The organism is Amycolatopsis lexingtonensis, assembly GCF_014873755.1.
In the GTDB taxonomy this organism is placed as follows: domain Bacteria; phylum Actinomycetota; class Actinomycetes; order Mycobacteriales; family Pseudonocardiaceae; genus Amycolatopsis; species Amycolatopsis lexingtonensis.
Map to the genome: position 1 here is coordinate 10199788 of NZ_JADBEG010000001.1, position 18408 is coordinate 10218195.

Annotated in this window: 19 protein-coding genes; 6 read left to right on the plus strand and 13 right to left on the minus strand. The window is 71.5% G+C overall.

The annotated features are described in order from the left end of the window. Nucleotides 1–4: 4 nt before the first annotated feature. Nucleotides 5–715, minus strand: coding sequence for a PP2C family protein-serine/threonine phosphatase (locus H4696_RS46875; RefSeq protein WP_086863768.1), 711 nt, complete (start codon nt 713–715; stop codon nt 5–7). 104 nt (nt 716–819) lie between these two features. On the opposite strand from H4696_RS46875, the gene H4696_RS46880 reads away from it, so the two are divergent. Further along, nucleotides 820–1554 (plus strand): AfsR/SARP family transcriptional regulator, encoded by a 735-nt coding sequence (locus H4696_RS46880; protein WP_086863769.1) that lies wholly within the window; start codon nt 820–822, stop codon nt 1552–1554. Here the strand turns inward: H4696_RS46880 and H4696_RS50575 are convergent. Continuing rightward, entirely contained in the window at nt 1542–1937 is a 396-nt protein-coding gene (locus H4696_RS50575) for a hypothetical protein (protein WP_225956009.1), read from the minus strand. The two genes, H4696_RS46880 and H4696_RS50575, sit on opposite strands and share 13 nt — an antisense overlap. A gap of 201 nt (nt 1938–2138) precedes the next feature. Continuing rightward, nucleotides 2139–2276 (minus strand): hypothetical protein, encoded by a 138-nt coding sequence (locus tag H4696_RS50580; protein ID WP_225956010.1) that lies wholly within the window; start codon nt 2274–2276, stop codon nt 2139–2141. 111 nt (nt 2277–2387) lie between these two features. On the opposite strand from H4696_RS50580, the gene H4696_RS46890 reads away from it, so the two are divergent. Beyond that, nucleotides 2388–2618, plus strand: coding sequence for a nuclear transport factor 2 family protein (locus H4696_RS46890; RefSeq protein ID WP_225956011.1), 231 nt, complete (start codon nt 2388–2390; stop codon nt 2616–2618). Between the two features lie 127 nt (nt 2619–2745). Here H4696_RS46890 and H4696_RS46895 read toward each other — a convergent pair whose 3' ends face one another. The 6 genes from H4696_RS46895 to H4696_RS46920 form a co-directional block, all read right to left on the minus strand. After that, a complete protein-coding gene (locus H4696_RS46895; RefSeq protein ID WP_192782921.1) occupies nt 2746–4590 on the minus strand; it encodes a glycosyltransferase family 39 protein in 1845 nt (614 codons plus the stop codon). After that, entirely contained in the window at nt 4590–5843 is a 1254-nt protein-coding gene (locus tag H4696_RS46900; RefSeq protein ID WP_192782922.1) for a bifunctional glycosyltransferase family 2/GtrA family protein, read from the minus strand. The genes H4696_RS46895 and H4696_RS46900 overlap by 1 nt, the downstream gene beginning before the upstream one ends. A 103-nt stretch (nt 5844–5946) precedes the next feature. Then, nucleotides 5947–6567, minus strand: a complete 621-nt coding sequence (locus H4696_RS46905; protein ID WP_192782923.1) for a hypothetical protein — start codon at nt 6565–6567, stop codon at nt 5947–5949. Then, complete coding sequence (locus H4696_RS46910; protein ID WP_086863228.1) at nt 6564–6833, minus strand: hypothetical protein; 270 nt, start codon at nt 6831–6833, stop codon at nt 6564–6566. Before H4696_RS46910 ends, H4696_RS46905 begins: the two co-directional genes overlap by 4 nt. A gap of 79 nt (nt 6834–6912) precedes the next feature. Then, nucleotides 6913–7578 carry a Crp/Fnr family transcriptional regulator gene (locus H4696_RS46915; protein ID WP_225956012.1) on the minus strand — a complete coding sequence of 222 codons (666 nt, stop codon included), beginning with the start codon at nt 7576–7578 and terminating at the stop codon, nt 6913–6915. A gap of 19 nt (nt 7579–7597) precedes the next feature. Beyond that, the gene (locus tag H4696_RS46920; protein WP_086863226.1) at nt 7598–8215 is read right to left on the minus strand and encodes a hypothetical protein; all 618 of its coding nucleotides are present in this window, start codon (nt 8213–8215) and stop codon (nt 7598–7600) included. A gap of 236 nt (nt 8216–8451) precedes the next feature. Between H4696_RS46920 and H4696_RS46925 the strand changes: the two genes are divergently transcribed. Both H4696_RS46925 and H4696_RS46930 read left to right on the plus strand, forming a co-directional pair. Beyond that, the gene (locus tag H4696_RS46925) at nt 8452–9510 is read left to right on the plus strand and encodes a helix-turn-helix domain-containing protein (RefSeq protein WP_086863225.1); all 1059 of its coding nucleotides are present in this window, start codon (nt 8452–8454) and stop codon (nt 9508–9510) included. Next, nucleotides 9507–10685, plus strand: a complete 1179-nt coding sequence (locus H4696_RS46930; RefSeq protein ID WP_192782924.1) for a hypothetical protein — start codon at nt 9507–9509, stop codon at nt 10683–10685. Before H4696_RS46925 ends, H4696_RS46930 begins: the two co-directional genes overlap by 4 nt. Here H4696_RS46930 and H4696_RS46935 read toward each other — a convergent pair. The 3 genes from H4696_RS46935 to H4696_RS46945 form a co-directional block, all read right to left on the minus strand. Continuing rightward, nucleotides 10636–11181, minus strand: a complete 546-nt coding sequence (locus H4696_RS46935) for a GNAT family N-acetyltransferase (protein WP_249027061.1) — start codon at nt 11179–11181, stop codon at nt 10636–10638. The two genes, H4696_RS46930 and H4696_RS46935, sit on opposite strands and share 50 nt — an antisense overlap. Before the next feature lie 160 nt (nt 11182–11341). After that, nucleotides 11342–13210, minus strand: a complete 1869-nt coding sequence (locus H4696_RS46940) for an ArnT family glycosyltransferase (RefSeq protein ID WP_192782925.1) — start codon at nt 13208–13210, stop codon at nt 11342–11344. A 4-nt stretch (nt 13211–13214) separates the two neighbouring features. Continuing rightward, nucleotides 13215–14750, minus strand: a complete 1536-nt coding sequence (locus H4696_RS46945) for a sensor histidine kinase (RefSeq protein ID WP_086861930.1) — start codon at nt 14748–14750, stop codon at nt 13215–13217. Nucleotides 14751–14928: 178 nt separating this feature from the next. Here H4696_RS46945 and H4696_RS46950 point away from each other — a divergent pair, with 178 nt between their 5' ends. Then, nucleotides 14929–15483, plus strand: a complete 555-nt coding sequence (locus H4696_RS46950) for a hypothetical protein (RefSeq protein ID WP_086861929.1) — start codon at nt 14929–14931, stop codon at nt 15481–15483. A gap of 21 nt (nt 15484–15504) precedes the next feature. Here the strand turns inward: H4696_RS46950 and H4696_RS46955 are convergent, their stop codons facing one another. Next, on the minus strand, nt 15505–17586 hold the full coding sequence (locus tag H4696_RS46955; RefSeq protein ID WP_086861928.1) for a fatty acid desaturase: 2082 nt from the start codon (nt 17584–17586) through the stop codon (nt 15505–15507). A gap of 138 nt (nt 17587–17724) precedes the next feature. Between H4696_RS46955 and H4696_RS46960 the strand changes: the two genes are divergently transcribed. Further along, entirely contained in the window at nt 17725–18315 is a 591-nt protein-coding gene (locus H4696_RS46960; protein WP_192782926.1) for a TetR family transcriptional regulator, read from the plus strand. Nucleotides 18316–18408 lie beyond the last annotated feature (93 nt).

Sequence of the window (18408 nt, forward strand, 5' to 3'; positions counted from 1 at the left end):
GGCGTCACGCGGCGACGGGAAATCGCACCGTCGTGGCGCCGGCCTCCAGGGGTTCGACGTAGATGGCGGTCGCGTTGTCGGAGCCGCCGCGGGCCAGCGCCGCCTCGACGAGTTCGGCGGCACCGGTGCCCGGCTGGGCCAGCACGGCGCGGATGCCGCTGCCGGCGAGCGGCTTGTGGATGCCGTCGCTGGTCAGCAGCAGGCCCGCGCTCGTGGTCTCCGCCGTGCCGATCTCGTGCGGTTCGGCGGTGCGGACGCTGGTCGTGACGACGTGCTCCATCCGCGGCGTCACCGGCTGGTGGCGAGCGCGGAAGTACTCCGCGAGCGTGTGGTCGGTGGTCAGCCGCGAGAGCGTGGTGCCGTCCCAGGAGTACGCGCGGGCGTCGCCGACCCAGGCGATGCGGTAGCCGCCGTGCCCGGCGGGCATCGCGACGACGAGCACGGCGTCCCCGCCGGTCTGCTCGCGCACGGCGCGCTGCGCGGCGAGCACGGCCTCGACCGGTCCTTTGTGGACCGGAGTCCGAGCGGCGGCCGCGGCGGCGGCACGGGCGGCTTTGGCCGCGGCGGGATCGTCGCCGACCCCGTCGGCGAGCGCGAAGACGACGCCGGGCCCACCGGCGGCGGCGTACGCCCCGACGGCGTCGGCGTTGAGCGAGCGGGGGCCCTGCGCGCTCGCGGTGTGCCAGCGCGGGTACCCCGGACGGGTGGTGATCATCGCGGCCTCCTCATCCCCTCTGACTGCCATGATCCGCGCCGAACCTGTGGGCCGTCTGAGACTTCGCTGTGCTGTTCCGCGTACGGTGGGAACGGGGTGGGGGCATGGAGTTCCGGATGCTCGGGCCGCTGGCGGTGTCGCGTGCCGACGGCCGCCCGGCGGTGCTCGGCGGGCGCACGCCGAGGACGCTGCTGGCGGCGTTGCTGCTGGCCCGCGGTCGGGTGGTGCCCGACGAGCGGCTGGTTTCGCTGCTGTGGGACGCCGAGCGGCCGTCGACCGTGGACGCGCAGGTGTGCACGTACGTCTCCCGCCTGCGCACCGCGCTGGGCCGGCCCGCCCGGCTCGTCCGCTCGGGCGGCGGCTACCTGCTGACCCCGTGCGGCACGGTCGACGCCGAGGAGTTCGAGCGGCTGGCCGAGACGGGCCACAACGACCTGCGCGCGGGACGGCCGGGCCCCGCGGCGAAGGCGTTTCGCGCCGCACTGGAGCTGTGGCGCGGCCCGGTGCTCGCCGACGTCGCCGAGCCGTTGCGCGCGGGCGAGTCGGCGCGCTTCGAGGAACTCCGGCTGGCGGTCCTGGAAGGCCGGATCGAGGCGGAAGTGGCGTCGGGCGAACACTTGCGGGCGGTGCCCGACGCGACCGCGCTCGTCCTCGAACACCCGCTGCGGGAACGCGCCAGGGCCCTGCTCATGGCCGGGCTCTGCGCGAGCGGCCGCCAGGCGGACGCGATCGAGGCCTATCACCACGGCCGGGCGTTGCTGGCCGAGCGACTCGGCATCGAGCCGGGCCCGGAGCTGCGGGCGGCGTACCAGCGGGTGCTGGGAGTTCAGGCGGGGTAGGGCGCCGACCGGAAGTCCCTGTCGAGTTGTCGAGGAGACCGCGGCAGCCAGTAGCGGGCCAGCGCGCGGACCTGCTCCCGCGGCAGGCCGGGGTTGACGTGCCGGTGGTCAGGTTTCGCGATCGACTGCAGCGCCCAGGCGAACCCGAGCAGCGGATCGATCGCGGCCCACCGCCGCCGGTCGATGTCCAGGAGCATCTGCGCGCGCTGGACGGCGTGCCAGAAGTGGTACCCGTTCGGCGGATCACCGTCCATGGTGTGCACCTCCGACTCGACGGGCGCCCGTCGCGGGTCGAAGAGCACCCCCTGCCCGAAAGCGGCGAACGCGCCGATGAGGCCCGGTTCGTCCCCGCGGTAGAAGCGGTCGAAGTTCCCCAGTTGCAAGGTCGAGAGCGTTCGCAGCGGCTGTTCGACGGGCTTGACGAACTCGGCGTAGTTCCCGGGGTAGCCCGGTTCCAGGCTCAGCGCCCGCCACTTTTCGTACAGGCCTTCCGGCGCGTTCAGCCGGATGAAGGGGAAGAGGACGGAATAGGCGTCCTGGACCTCCTGAGACGGGTGGTACAGCGCGATTTCGTCGAGCTGGTATCAGAGTTCGTTGGCCCGCCGGTCCCCTTGCATCCCCGGCACCGGCGGGAGTCCGGTGTCGGCGGTGGCGGTCCCTTCGAGAAGAACGGCCCCGGCGACGGTGGCGACGCCGATCTTGAGCAGCTTTCGTCGATCCATGGTGCACCCCCTGACCAGCGGCCCCCTGCCGCCGTTCGCCGCCAAGCTACGGAAGGTACTTATACTTTCTCTGTAAGATCGTTTTGTGGACGACTACCGGGGCAGTTGTTCATGGGCAGCGGAGGATCGCTGCGGGGCGCGGCGGCGGAGCGAATGCTGCGCGACACGGTGATTGTGTACGAGGACGGCACACCCCGCACGAAGCACGTGACGACGAACGTGGCCGTGGAGGTGACCGGGCCGACGGCTGCGGGGAGTGCTTACTTCACGGTGCTGCAGGCCGTCCCGGGATTCCCGCTGCAGACGATCGCGGCGGGCCACTACGCCGACCGCTTCACGTAGACGGAGACCGGCTGGCAATTCACGGAGCGCCGGGCGACGGTGGACCTCGTCGGCGATGTGAGCCACCATCTGCGCGCGAAGTGGGCGTGAGCGCCGGATCGCGCTCACGCCCCCTTGGTGCGTGCGGTCAGCTCTGCAGGTCGTACACCGTCTGGCCGTCGACCGTGGTGGCGGTGAAGTTCGCCGTCACCCAATCCGTGATCTCCGACGAACCACCGCCGGGCCCACCACCCCGGCCTCCTTCGACGTAGTACTTGATCTCGCCCGCCGCCACGTACGCCTTGAACTCGTCCAGCGTCGGCGCCGGGTCCGAGCCGCTCCAGCCGCCGATCCCGATCACCGCCTTGCCGCTGGCCAGTTCCAACGACGCCGCGCTCTGCGAACCCGTCGTCGCCGCGGCCCACTTGGTCGTCGTCTTGGCCAGCAGCGAACCGATCGCGCTCGACGACGAATCCTCACCACCGAAACCACCGCCGGCGCCGAAGCCGCTCGACGTCGGGCCGGACGTCGGGATCGAGCCGCTGTGGGCCACCGACGCCGTCTCGACGCCGTACGCCGCGGACGACACCCCGATGGTCAGGACCAGCACCGCCGCCACTACGGCGACCAGCCGGCGAGCCGCGGGCACGCCCATCACCAGCACCGTGCCGGTCAGTACGCCCAGCACCGCGACGATCCACTTCAGCGCCGGGAACCAGTCCGGCGTCCGGTCCAGCAGGATGAACGACCACACCGCCGTCGCCACGACCATCCCGGCCAGCGTCGCCCGCGGCGCGAGATTTCCCCGGCCCTGCCACAGCGCACGGCCCGAAATCGCGACCAGCCCGGCGATCGCCGGCGCGAGCGCCACCGAGTAGTACGGGTGGACCGTGCCGCTCATGAAGCTGAACACCAGCGCCGTCACGACCAGCCAGCCGCCCCACAGGACCAGCGCCAGCCGGGTGCGGTCGGTGCGGGGCGCGCGGCGGGTGAACCACAGCCCGGCGACCAGCCCGATCAGCGCGGCGGGCAGCAGCCAGGAGATCTCCGTGCCGAAGCTGGCGCCGAACATCCGGAACAGGCCGGTCGACCCGCCGAACCCGGTGTTGCCGCCCATGCCACCACCGCCCATGCCGCCGTTGCCCTCGCCGCCGAAGATACGACCCAAACCGTTGTAGCCCAACGCGAGTTCGAGCAGACTGTCCCCTTCGGACCCGCCGATGTAGGGCCGCGACGACGCCGGCCACAGCTCGACCAGCGCGACGAACCAGCCCGCCGAAACGACCAGCGAGACGACCGCGCCGCCGAGGTGCAGCAGCCGCTTGCCCAGCGACGCCGGTGCCGCGAGCAGGTACGCCAGCCCGAACGCCGGCAGCACCAGGAACGCCTGCATCATCTTCGTCAGGAAGCCGAACCCGATCGCGGCACCGGCCAGCGCGAGCCACCCCGGGCTCGCCTTTTCCGTGGCGCGCACGACGAAGTACGCACCCGCGACCATGATCAGGACGAGCAGCGCGTCCGGGTTGTTGAACCGGAACATCAGCGCCGCCACCGGCGTCACCGCGAGCACCGCGCCCGCCAGCAGCCCGGCGACCGGGCCGGCGGTCCGCTTCACCGTCAGGTACAGGATCCCGACCGAAGCGACACCCATAAGCGCTTGCGGCGCCAGCACGGTGAAGCTCGAGAACCCGAAGATCCGCGCGAACGCCGTGCCGACCCACAACGCGGCCGGCGGCTTGTCGACGGTCAGGACGTTGCCCGAGTCGAGCGACCCGAACAGCCACGCCTTCCAGCTCTGCGTCCCGGACTGCACGGCCGCCGCGTAGAACGAGTTGCCGTAACCGGACGCGGTCAGGTTCCAGAAGTAGAGGACGGCGGTCGCGGCCAGCAGCCCGAACACCGCCGGCCGGACCCAGCGCGGCGGCGCGTGCGCCACGGAATCCCTGCGGTGGCGCGGTTCCCGCGTCACGGGACCGGACAGGACGGCGGTCATCAGAACTCCTTCTGGGTGGCCTGGCGGCGCGGGTTGAAGACCCAGCCGCGCAGGAGCAGGAAGCGGAGCACCGTGGCGGCGAGGTTCGCCAGCACGAGCACGGTGATCTCCAGGACGAGGCCGGGCGTGGTGGACCCGTTGAGCAGGGCCAGCGAGCCGCTCGTGAGCGCCAGGCCGAGGCCGAACACGATCAGCCCTTCGAACTGGTGCCGCCCGGCGCCGGTGCGGCCGCGGATGCCGAACGTGAGCCGCCGGTTCAGCGCGGTGTTCCCGATCGCCGTCACCAGCAGCGACGCGAAGTTCGCCGCCTGCGCGCCGACGACGGTCCGCAGCAGCAGGAACAGCACGAGGTAGGCGAGCGTGCTGCTGACGCCGATCGCGGCGAACCGCACCAGCTGCGTGACCAGCCGCGGCGGCACCCCCGGCGCGTCGACGCCGATCGGCTGGCGGCCGAGCTGCTCGCGCAGCTTGCTGACCGGGATCTCGCCGGTGAAAGTGGCCTTCGTGACGCGGGCGATGCCCTTGAGGTCCTCGGTGGCGGTCTTGACGATGTTGACCGACGAGTCCGGGTCGTCGACCCAGTCGACCGGCACCTCGTGGATCCGCAGCCCGGCGCGCTGCGCCAGGACGAGCAGTTCGGTGTCGAAGAACCACCCGGTGTCCACCACGTGCGGGAGCAGCTCGCGGGCGACGTCAGCGCGGATCGCCTTGAACCCGCACTGCGCGTCGCTGAACTTCGCGGCCAGCGTCGAGCGGAGGATCAGGTTGTAGCACCGGGAAATGAACTCGCGCTTCGGCCCGCGCACCACTCGCGCCCCCCGGGCGAGCCTGCTGCCGATGGCGAGATCCGAATGCCCGGACAGCAGGGGCGCGACGAGCGGCCCGAGCGCGGCGAGATCGGTGGAGAGGTCGACGTCCATGTAGGCGAGGACAGCGGCGTCGGACGCTCGCCAGACGGCGTTGAGCGCGCGGCCGCGGCCCTTCTCGTCGAGGTGGTGGACGGCCACCTCGGGGAACTCGCGGGCCAGTCTTTCCGCCACCTGCAGCGTCGCGTCGGTGCTCGCGTTGTCGGCGACGGTGATCCGGTAGGGGTAGGAGACGTGTTCGGCCAGGTGCGCGTGCAGCCGTCGGATGCACGGTTCGAGGTCGGCCTCTTCGTTGTAGACCGGGATGACGACGTCGAGAACGGGCCGCGGGCCGGCCAGGTCGACCGGGACGGTCCCGGGCCGCGGTGCGGGGGCGGTGGCTGTCATGCCCCTACGGTCGCGGGTGCCGCTTTGGTGATCGTGTGATCTCTCTGTGCGGTAGCTGTGTGCCGCGCCCGGTGCCCGAGACGCGGGACACCGGGCGCAGTGCTCAGCTGTGGGCGCGCAGCGGCACGACGTTGCTCGGCAGGGAAGCCCGGCCCGGCTCGCGCTTCGGCGCGTCCGCGCTGATCGTGAGCGTCACCAGGCTCGCGTACCGCGGGTGCCGGTCGACGTAGACCTCCGGCACCGAGCACGCCGCCGCCAGGACCGAGCGGTGGCGGTGCAGGTGGTCGAAGGCCTCGCGCCCGTACAGCGACACGACGACGTCACCGCCGCGGGGACGGCTCCACAGGATGGTCGGCCGGCCGCCGGGCAGGCGCAGGTGCGGGAACACCGCACGCAGCCGGTGCTGCAGCGCCACCGCCTTGAACCGGGCGCGGACCTGGCGCCGGCGCAGCACCGCCCAGCCGAGCGTGCCGGCCAGGAGCAGCGACGCCCACAGCGGACCCGCCCACAGCGCGAAGGTCACGACGCCGTAGGGGAGCAGCGTGACGGCCAGGATCTCCCACCGCCAGTGGTAAATCCGCAGCGGGAACGATGGCTGCCTGCTGGTCATCTCCGTGCTCCTTTCGGTTGGCCGGCGGCGGAAAACGCCGCCGAGGTGCTTGAGGAGACGTCCGGCGCCGGTGGCGGCCACGATGGCCGCGACGATCGCCGGCGCGGACGTCATGTCGGGATCCGGGTCTTGGGGGCGGGCTGAACGTCCTTGTCCTTGCCGAGCCGCCAGGTCCACCGCCACCCCGCCCAGATCGCGGCGACGGATCCCATCAGGACGAGCACGACGGCCTGGCCGACGAGGCCTTCGAGCGGCGCGAGCCGCAGCAGCACCAGCAGTGCCCACAACTGGGACGCGGTGAACGGGATGACCAGCCCGGCGGCGTAGACGCCGCGGCGCCAGCGGCTGCCGCGCGGTGCGGCGGTGGTGTTGGGGTCCATGAGTGCCCTCCTCCTCGGTGGATCCAGGAAACCTCCGGAATGCCGCGCCTTGTGTGTCAGGTGACTCAGAAGGCGGGATTCAGCTCGCAAGACGTCGAAGTTCGGCCAGGCGGTGGATCGTGACCTGTCTCCGGCCGGTGCTGATCACCCCTTGCCGCCGCAGGTCGCGCGTCGCGCGCGCCCAGGACTCCCGGGAGATCGCGGCGGTCATGGCCAGCTCGGCCTGGGTGGCCGGAACGGCGATTTCGATGTCCCGTCCGCGCGCCACGCCGTGCTGGATCGCCAGCTGCATGAGCTGAGCGGCGACCCGCCGCGCGGTGGCCCCGCCCCCCACGTCCAGCCACTGCTTGCCGACGGACCGCAGCCGGGTGGAGAGGACGAGCAGAAGCGCCCAGGACATCCGCGACCGCGTCCGGCACAGTGTGGCGAACCGATCGCCGGGTACCTCGAGAATTTCGAGGTCTTCGAGTGCCTCCACCGTCGCCGACCGCGGCAGCTTGTCGATCGCGGCGAGCTCCCCGATGACATCCCCTGCCCCGCGCACCGCGGCGATGACCTCGCGTCCGTCCGGTGTGCCGTAGAGGATCCGCGCGTGCCCGGCGAGGAGCACGAGCACGACGTTCGAGCGGTCGCCTTCCCGGCACAAAGTGTCGCCGTGCCGGTAGGAGCGCCGCGTGGCCGCCTCCGCCAGCGCCCGCTGGTCGGCCGGGGTCAGCCCGGCCCAGAAGCTCGTCGGTTCCACCATCCCCACCTCCTTCGCGGTCCTAAGCGGTCAGACCTTCTCCGTCCTGGGTCGCTTCTGGGGTGTGGAACCACCCGCGGAGCCGTTGAGCACCGACTTTGACGTGCACCACTTGGATGAAGTCGTCCTGGTGGATGCCCGGGTAGCCGTGCCGGACGACCGACCGGTGCATCTCCGCCGAAACGACGAGCGCGATGGGCTGGGCGCTGATACGCAGCCGACGCTTGAGCTCGGGGGCGTCGACGAACCGGCAGGCGATGTCGATGTCCTCTCCGTAGGGTCCGCGAGAGTCGTAGTGCACCTCTCCGGCGTGTACGGCGACGCGCAGCCGGAAGGCCAGATCCGGCCGGTTCTCGGCGTGCTTTTCGAGGAGTTCGGACAGCGCGGGCATGACGGTGGCGAACAGGACGGGCTTGGGTGCCTGGTCGACCGGGCGGATCAGGCAGAGCGCGCCATCGCCGCGGTCGACGAATCCGTCGCGGTACTTCTTGGTGATCCCGCCGGCCAGGAAGGCCTCGTCGAGCAACTCGAAGAGGGCGGTGCGGAGCTGAGCTCGAGCCGGGTTGGTCCGCGTCGTCGAGCCTTCGATGTCGACCGCCACGATGATCCGGTACCGGGGTATGTCGCCTGAGCTGTCCATGGCCGGCTCCTGCCTTCAGGTATGAACTGAAGTTCAGTCAACTTCACTGTAGGACCTGAGATGGTCTGGAGCAACGGACGTGGATTGCTGTTACTTGTTTGATGTCAGCCATTTTGATAGGTCGTAACGTGGCTGTAGGCCAACCCGGCGAGGCGGCGCAGCGTTTCCCGTCGAGGGGGAGTAGTATCAGCGCACCCGTTTGCAGGGCTGAAATTTACTGAAAGGGTGGCGAGGTTGTGTCCCCGATCGCGCCCCGACCCGCGCTCGCCCGTCGATTGAGGGCGCTGCGGGAGACGCACTGGCCGGAAGCCGGCATCACCCAGGCGCAGCTCGCCGACGCACTCGGCGCCGGCAGGCCGCTAAGCGTCTCCCTAATCTCGTCGTGGGAGAACGCCGACAAACCCGTCCGCCCGCCCGCTCGGCGGCTCGAGGCGTACGCGACGCTGTTCGCGACACGGCGCTCCCTCGACGGTGGGCGTGTTCAGGTCCTGTCTCTCGAAGAGCTGACGGACGAAGAGCGCGTCCAGCGGAAGGAGCTGCTCGCCGAGCTGCTGTGGCTTCGTGACGGCATCGAGACAGAGGCCGAGACAGTGGCCGACCTCTGGACCTTCCCCAAGGGGCAGGACGTCACCATAGTTTGCGCGCCGTTCCCGGAGAAGTTCCGGAAGTCTCTTCCCTACACGGACCCGGACAGCGCTGACTTCGTCTCCCTGTACACGTACGCCGACCCGGATGCCTTGATCGAACTGTTCGGCCACATCCGTGCGCGGAACCCCGGTAACAAAGTCACGTTCCACACCGCCGACGAGCTGACCACGGATGACTACACCACCCACTTGATCTTGCTCGGGGGTGTCGATTGGAACTCCGTGACCCGCGATGTGATCGAGCGGGTCGAGTTGCCGGTGGCTCAAGTCGGTCGGCAGGCGGACGCAGAACACGGCGGGTTCCTGGTCAAGGAGAACGGCCGGGAGCGGCTCATCGAGCCCCAGCTCGATGAGAACGGTCACCTGCTGGAAGACGTCGCGCACTTCTACCGAGGGGTGAGTCCGTTCAACCGGAAGCGCACTGTGACCGTGTGCAATGGCATGTACGGGCGCGGGACGCTGGGTGCGGTCAGAGCACTCACCGACGAACGCTTCCGGGACCGCAACGAGTCGTACGTCCGAGGACGGTTCGGCGACGACGAGCTGTTCAGCATCATCAGCCGCGTCCTCGTCGTGGACGGCAAGGGACTGACGCCCGACTGGAGCATCGACGAGTACCGCCTACACGAATGGCCCGAAGCTGGATGAACGCCCGGCAGCATCAGTCGCACCAAGATCTGCTGACCCACGTCGAAGCGGTCGAGGCACCCTCTGCCGCGCTGGACGCGATCATCGTGCCCAACGGGCGGCCCCCGGCGTATCTCGCCGAGGCGATCGCGGCGGCTCGGAAGCTCGATGTGCCGTTGCTGTTGTTGTGCAGCAAGCGGGCCAGTGCTTCGAGCGCGGCTCTGGAGGCGAAGCGGTCCGGCGCCCGGGTGCGGGCCATCGACGTGGATCTGCTTCCCGAACCGCTCGTCCCGACGTTCAGCACCGACAAGCTGCTCCGCGCCGGCCGGTTCCACCGGCCGGTCGACACCAGTCTCAAACGGAACCTCGGCCTGCTCATCGCGATCGTTGCCGGATGGCGTCGTGTCCTCTTCCTCGACGACGACATCGTCCTGCCCGATCCCGGCGATCTCGACGCCGCGGCCGGACTGCTCGCCAGGCATCCGGTCGTCGGGCTCGCGAACGCCGGTATGCCGGACAACTCGGTCGTCTGCCACGCACTTCGCGATGTCGGCGCAGCCCAGGACACGTTCATCGGCGGCGGTGCGCTGGTCGTCGGCGAAGCCGCGTTCGACTCGTTCTTCCCCAACATCTACAACGAAGACTGGTTCTTCCTCTTGGACGGCCTGACCCTGCGGTCGCCGGCGGTTGTGGGTTCGGCGATCCAGCACCCTTACGACCCGTACCGCGACGCCTCGCGAGCCCGTGGTGAAGAATTGGGCGACACGCTCGCCGAAGGCGTCTACGCGCTGCTGGACAACGGGTTGGGACTACCTGACGCCGATGAAGGCTATTGGCGCGAGTTCCTCCCCGCCCGGCGGGAAGTAATCATGACGACCATCAGGCGGGTCCAGTCGGCGGCGATCGAACCCGGGCAGAAGGCGCGGATGATCGCCTCCCTCAAAGCCGCGATCGGACGCAACCACCACATCACGCCGGAGTTGTGTGTGCGGTACCTGCGTGCCTGGCAGGCGGACACCGTGCGCTGGCGCCGGCACGTCGGCGACCTCCGCAGGGACCACCGCTCGGGTTTTGGCGTCGATCACGCCTTGGCCGCGCTGGGTGTCGCACACCTCGCTCAGCCCGGTGTCGACGGCCGGATCGGCACTACGCCGAAACGCCGGCCGTCGCGGCCCCGTGCGGCGATGCGGACTTGAGGTCCTTCACTAGCACGTGGCACTTCTCCGGCTCGCGGACGACGCTGCCGTCCGGCTGGACCTCGTAGGTGTAGCAAACGATCTTGCCGCCACCCCAGTCCCGATAGCCGAGCCGGTCGTACAGCGCGGCGGCGCGGGTGTTGTCCTCGTGGACCGCCAGCGCGACCTGTTCGTGGCCGCCAAGGTCTTCGAGGTAGCGCTCGGCGTGGTCCATCAACTCGGTGCCGACGCCCTTGCTGCGCAGCGGCGGCAGGACTTCCAGATGGGTGAGCAGTGCGACGCCCGGCAATGCCGCGGCGATCTCCTGCTCCTCGGCCTCTTCGAGCCAGAGGTAGAGCAGCCCGGCCGGGACGTCGCCGGACCACGCTGTGAACAGCACGCCGAGACCGTTCGTCTGCCGGTTCAGCCGGTCCTCGAGGAAGTGCCGGTCGCCGAACTTTTCGCTGAGCAGCTCGATGTCGTCGCGCCGGACCGGTCGCACGAGGTATCGACTCACCGTTGGGGACTCCTGTCGTTTCGGGCGCCAGCCGTGCGCCCGCAGAACATATCCCGGCCCGGTCGAGAATCTGGCGTTCTCCGCTGGTCGCGGAGAAGGCCGGAGTTTGCCACGGGCGATCGGAGATATCCAGTCCGCGGGGCATCGGTTACCGGATTGTTCAGCCGATCGAGATCAGGTCGTAGACGGTAACCCCATCCACGGTGGATGCTTTGTAGTTTTCGGCCACCCATTCGGCGATCTGCTGGGCCGCGTCCGAGCCGCTGCTGCCCTGCATCGTCATGCCTTCACCGAGGAAGTAGTGGATCCGGCCATCAGCCACGTACTGCTGGAACTGAGCCAGCGTCGGGTACGGGTCGGTCCCGTTGAACCCACCCACCGCCATCACCGGCGCTCCGCTGGCCAACTGGTACCCGGCGGCGGCGTTCGACAACACCGTCGCCGCGGTCCACGTGTACTGGGACGCGTCCTTCTGCAGCAACGCCGTCAGTGAAGCGCCCGGCATGGTCGTGCTCAGCAGCGACCCCGGCCCGCCGCCACGACCGCCGCCGGCGAAGCCGCCTGGGCCGCGGCCGCCGAAGCCGGATGACGGGCCTGCCGACGGGATTGCGCCGCTGTGCGTCACCGACGCTGTGGCCAGGGTGTACGCGCCGGTGCCCGACAAAGTCACCACGAGGGCCAGGACGGCGACCGCGGTAGCCGCCCAGCGGGTCAAGTGGGCCGCGAAGAACAGGGCCGCCGCGGCCAGCAGGCCGCCCACCAGGATCGTCGGGGCCAGCCACGGCTGCCACGTCGAGCCCGACAGCACCAGGTACGCCGTCAGCGCCGTCAGAGCCACGCCGCCGCTCAACAGGCCCGAGGCCGCCGGGTTCGAACGCAGGCGCCACAGCTGGACCGCCGCCGTGCCGACGAGCGCCGCGATCGGCGGGGCCAGTGCCACCGTGTAGTACGGGTGGATGATGCCGCCCATGTAGCTGAACACCAGCGCCGTCACCACGAGCCAGCCGCCCCACAGGAGCAGCGCCGCGCGGGAGCGGTCCGTGCGCGGGGCGCGGCGGGTGAACCACAGACCCGCGCCCAGTGCCAGGAGCGCCGCCGGCAGCAGCCACGCGATGCCGCCCGCCATCTCGCTGCCGAAGAGCCTGGTCAGGCCGGTCGAACCCCAGCCGCGGCCCGCGCCGCCGCCTACGCTGCCGACCTCGTCGCCCGTGATGCGGCCGAAGCCGTTGTAGCCGAAGACCAGCTCCCACAACGAGTTCGTCTGGGAGCCGCCGATGAACGGGCGGTCCGCAGCCGGCCACAGGGCGACCACCAAGAGGTACCAGCCCGCGGCGGCCACCGTCGAGACGAACGCGCCCAGCAGGTGCAGCAGCCGCTTGCCGAGCGGCACCGGCGCCGCGATCAGGTAGGCCAGCGCGAACGCCGGGAGCACGAGGAACGCCTGCAGCATCTTCGCCAGGAACCCGAACCCGACCGCCACGCCCGCCAGCGCGAGCCAGCGCGGGCTCGCCTTCTCGCCGGCGCGGACCACGCAGTACGCGGCCGCGACCAGGAGCAGCACCAGCAGCGCGTCCGGGTTGTTGAAGCGGAACATCAGCGCGGCGGCCGGGGTCAGGGCCAGCACGAGCCCGGCGACCAGGCCCGCGGCCGGGCCGGACGTCCGGCGGACCGTCGCGTACAGCAGCCACACCGAACCGACGCCCATCAGCGCCTGCGGCACCAGGACGCTCCACGCGTTGACGCCGAACAGCCGCGCCGACAGGCCCATCACCCACAGCGCGGCCGGGGTCTTGTCGACCGTGATCGCGTTCGCCGCGTCGCTGGAGCCGAAGAACAGCGCCTTCCAGCTCTGCGAACCCGCCTGGGCGGCCGCCGAGTAGAAGGCGTTGGCCCAGCCCGACGCGCCGAGGCCCCACAGGTACAGCACCGCCGTGCCGAGCAGGAGGACGGCCAAAGCCGGGCGGTGCCAGGTGGGGCGTGCGGGAACAGAAGGGGTCACGACGGTTTCGCGTGACGCGAGTGCGGTCATGGGATCAGCTTCCGGTGCCGAGCTGGGGCCGGGTTGTGCCGATGCTGTGCGCTCGCTGTGCGGGCACGGCCACCGGCAGGCGCACCGCGAACTCGGTCCGTCCGGGACGGCTGTGCACCTCGATGGTGCCGTCGTGGGCGAGCACGACGGCGGCCGCGATCGCCATGCCGAGCCCGGTGCTGCCGGCGGTGCGGGAACGCGACGAGTCGCCGCGCGCGAACCGTTCGAAGACCTCCGGGAGCAGGTCCGGGTCGATGCCGGGGCCGTCGTCGGTCACCGTGAGCACCGCGCTGCCGTCAGCCGAGCGGGCCAGCGTCGTCACCACCGTGGTGCCGGGCGGCGTGTGCGTGCGCGCGTTGGCCAGCAGGTTCGCCAGCACCTGGTGCAGGCGCTGGACGTCGCCGTGCACCAGGACCGGGTCCGGGGGCAGCTCCAGGAGCCAGCGGTGGCCGCGGCCGGCGACCTGGGCGTCGCCGACCGCGTCGGCGACCAGGCGGGTGAGATCGACGTCGCGGACGTCGAGCGGGCGGCCCGCGTCGAGCCGGGCGAGCAGGAGGAGGTCCTCGACGAGCGCCGACATCCGGACGGCCTCGGACTGGATGCGGCCCATCGAATGGGCCACGTCGGGCGGCACCAGCGCGCTGCCGCGGGCGGCCAGCTCGGCGTACCCGCGGATCGCGGCCAGCGGCGTCCGCAGCTCGTGGCTGGCGTCCGCGACGAACTGCCGGGCGCGGATCTCGCTGCCGTGCCGGGCTTCGAGGGCCTGTGCGACGTGGCCGAGCATGAGGTTGAGCGCCGAGCCGACCTGCCCCACCTCGGTGCGCGGGTCGGTGTCGGACTCCGGGACGCGGATGGACAGCGCCACCTGGCCGCGGTCGAGCGGCAGCTCGGTGACGCGCCCGGCGGTGGCCGCGACACGGTCGAGGGGGCGCAGCGTGCGGCGGACCGCGAACGCGCCGAGGAAGGCCGCGCCGAGGACGCCCGCGGCCGCGACGCCGAACAGGATCAGCCCGACGGTGACCAGCGTGGCGGTGACCGGCGCCAGCGGCAGGCCGGTGACGACGACTTCGCCGGTGCCGGTGACCGGCAGCGCCATCAGCCGGTACTCGCCGAGGTCGTCGAGGGACACCGTGTGCGGCTTGCCGTCGGCGGGCACCGAGAGCAGGACGGCCTGCTGGGCCGCCGTCAGCTGCAGGCGCTCGCCGTGCTCGGAGATGCTGTCGTCGTGGACGAGGCGCCGTCCGTCGAAGGTGCCGCTCACCGTGCCGACGTTCTGCCCGAGCGGGTGCTGACCCTGGTCGCCGGGCAGCGGGCCGGCGTCCGGCGGGCGGGCGTTGCTCGCGAAGACGAGGGAGCGGGTCGCCGCGGCGGACAGCTGCTGGTCGACCTGGCGGGTGAGGAAGAGGTTCAGCGCGAACTCGCTGACGACGCCGACGATCAGGCACACCACGGTGAGCAGCACGACCATCGACCCGGTCAGCTTCGCGCGCAGCGAAAGCCGCCCCCGGCGGGGGCGTGACGAGACGGTTCGCGCGGCCATGGGTTCAGCGTCCGGCCGGGCCGTGTGTGCGGGTTGTGTGCTGCCTGTGAGGCGGCTGTGCGGTGGATGGCGCCCGATCCCCGCCGGTCACAGGAACGGCTGACGGCGGGCACAGTCCGCGCACAGCGACGGGCTCCACCGTGGATCGCACCGAAGGATCTCGTTAAGGAGCACCACCATGACCACACCGCAGGCACCGTCCACACCGGACCAGACGTGGGGCGCGGCGCCCGCACCGGGCACGCCGCCGCGGGCGAGCTGGTCCCCGGGCAAGAAGATCGCGGCGGGCGCCGTCGCGGCCGTGATCGTGGCCGGCGGGGGCGCGGCGGTCTGGGCCGCTTCGTCGTCGGCGTCGACCGACACGGCCACGGGTCCCGGCGGGATGAACGGCGGCCCCGGGAGCATGATGGGCGGCCCGGGCGGTGGCTTGGGGTCGGCGTTGCACGGGGAGTACGTGTCCTCCGACGGGAACGGCGGCTACGTCACGAAGATCATGCAGACGGGCGAGGTGACGGAGCTGAGCGCGACGTCGCTGACGGCGAAGAGCGACGACGGCTTCTCGAAGACGTACACGATCACGTCGGCGCAGGCGACGGGCCTGGCGACCGGGGACACGATCACGGTGGTGGCGACGGAGTCGGGCGACACGGCCACGGCGACGTCGGTGACGGAAGGCCAGACGGGCGCCCAGCCGGGCGGCGGCCAGGGAACCCCGCCCACCCAAACCGGCTGACGGCGTGGCGGCCCCCGGAGGTCAGCGGCGGTCGTAGTCGACCGCGACCTCCGGGGTCGTCGCCCGGGCCCGGCACGTCAGGATCCGGCCCGCCGCCGCGTCGTCCTCCGTCAGCGCGTAGCGGACGTCCATGTCGACCTGCCCGTGCAGGAGCGTCGCCTGGCACGTGCCGCACGCGCCGCCCTGGCAGGAGTACGGGACCTCGAAGCCCACGCGCAGGGCCGCGTCCAGGATCGTTTCGCCCGCGGCGGCCGGGACGGACGTCGTCGTGCCGCCCAGGGTCACCGCCACCGTGGCCGCCGGCCCCGCTGGGTCGCGCAGCGGTGCCGCGCCGCGGAACAGTTCGAAGTGGACGCTCTCCTCCGGGACGTCCGCGTCCGCCAGCGTGCGGCGGGCCATGTCCGTGAGGCCGCGCGGCCCGCACAGGAACCACTCGTCGACCTTCGCCGGGTGGAGGCGGTTCTGCAGGAGGGCGCGCAGCCGGGTGCCGTCGAGGCGGCCGCGCTGGTAGCGCTCGTGGGAAATGGCCAGCGCCTCGCCGACCACGTCGAACTGGCGGGGCCGGTGCGCGTGCAGGTCCGGGTCGCGCTCGTCGGTGCGGTAGTGCACGACGTGCAGGCGGCCGCCGAAACCCTCGGCCAGCGCGGTCAGCTCCTTGGCGAACAGCGTCGTCGCACCCGAGGTGTTCACGTACAGCAGCGTCGCCCTGCTGTGCGGCTCCGCCGACAGCGTGCTGACCAGGATCGACAGCACCGGCGTGATCCCGCTGCCCGCGGCCAGCGCCACGTAGTGCGCGGTCCGCGCCGGGTCCGGGGTGTGCGTGAACCCGCCCGACGGCGGCAGGACGTCGAGGAAGTCGCCCTCCGCCAGCGCCGTCGTCGCGTGGCTCGAGAACGCGCCGCCCGGGCGGCGCTTCACCGCGATGCGCAGCTCCCCGGACTCCGCCGGCGCGCAGATCGAGTACGTCCGCCGCACCGGCTGCCCGTCGAGCACCGCGCGGACCGCCACGTGCTGGCCGGGGGTGAACCGGAACTCCTCCTTGAGCTGTGGCGGGACGTAGAACGTGATCGCGACGGCGTCCGCGGTCAGCGGCCGGATCTCGCGCACCCGCAGCCGGTGGAAGCGGCTCGGCCCGAGCGCCGGGGGTGCCGGGGCCGGTTCGCCGCCGAGGTCGCACGTCAGCCGCCGCCACGCGCGGTACTCCGCCGCGGTCAGCTCGCGGCCCCACGCCGTGGTGATCGGGACGTCGCGGGCCAGGTACGCGTCCCGGTTGTCCTTCCACGCCCGCAGGTAGCGGTAGAACGGCACGGCGGGATGAAGATGGTGGACCAGGTGGTAGTTCTGGTACAGCATCATCGGCGTCATCAGCCACTCCAGCCCCACCCGCACCCGCGTGGTGCCGAACTTGTCGCGGGGCTTCGCGGCGGGCAGCCCATGGTGCGGCAGCCAGTCGAACCACCACGCCAGCACGGCCAGCCCGAGCCGCTGCGGCAGCACATAGCCCAGCAGCAGCTCGACGCCATAGCCGTCGGCGATCAGCGTCGCGGCCGCGGCGAACGCCAGCGACAGCACGACGATCGTCTCCGCGCGCTCCTGCGGCGGGCGGGTCCGGACGCGGGCGGTGTAGAACCGCGCGTACCAGAAGTCGATGGTCAGCCACCGGAACGGCAGCGACCACCATGCACCCTGGGACGTCCACGCGTCCGGGTCGGTGCGCGAGTCCGCGTTGGTGTTGCGGTGGTGTTCGCTGTGGATGAACCGCAGCAGCGGGAACGACGAGTAGGCGGCGACGAACGGCATCGCGAGCCGGCCGAGCACCTCGTTGACCCACGTCAGCTTCCCGGCCGCGTGGTGCGCCGACTCGTGCACCACGGTGAACATCGTGAAGGTGACGACCGCGTGCAGCGGCACGGTGACCACCGGCGGCGCGATCCCGCCCAGCAGCAGCCAGGTCGCGGTGATCCACAGCGTGACGCCGCCGGCGAACAGCAGGAGCGTCGGCACCGACGCGCGGGGGAGCGGGATGCGGGGCGAACGCACCGCGCGGGACGGCACCGGCGACGACGTCCCGGTGCCGCGCGGCGGGGTCTCGACGACGGGCATCGAACGGTCTCCTCGGTCGAGAAGCTCCTGGCGAGGCGGGAGTCACCGTAGACAACCCGGCGTGGTTTGTAAACGTTCTGGCAGGCTTCGAAAAAAGGGGCCCGCCAGCGGAACGTTAGCGGTGGGTAAGCTCGCCTTGTGAAGGCCGTCACCCACCCCGCCCCGGCGCGCACCCGGGAACGGCTGCTGGCCGCGGCGGCGGACGTCATCGCCGCGGACGGCTGGGCCGCGCTGACGATGGGCAAGCTGGCCGCGCGGGTCGGGGTCAGCAGGCAGACCGTCTACAACGAACTCGGCTCCAAGGCCGAGCTCGCCGAGGCGCTGATGCTCGCCGAGACCGACCGCTTCGCCGCGCGCGTCACCGCCGACGTCGCCGCGCACCCGGACGACCCGGTCGAGGGCGTCACCGCGGCCTTCCGGCACACCCTCGAAGCCGCCCGCGCCAACCCGCTGGTCCAGATCGCGCTCGGCGGCGTGCCGGGCGGCCGCGACGACTTCCTCCCGTTGCTCACCTCCCAGCCGGAAGCGGTGCTCGGCCGGGCCGTCGACGCCGTGGCCGCGTTGTTCGCGAACGCCTACCCCCAGGTCCGGCTGACCCCGTCGGAGTGGGCGGTGGCGGTCGAAGCGTTCGTCCGGTTGCTGCTGTCCCACCTGGTGCAGCCCAGCGGCTCGGCCGAGCACGCGAGCGGCCAGATGCGCTGGGTGATCGGCCGGATGCTCGGGTCCTGACGCCGCAGGTGGCCCCCGGCCCGGCGGCGCGGGCCACTGGCCTAGACTCGGACGTCCCGGTCTGCAGGTGACCGGGGCCATTTCCGCAGGATT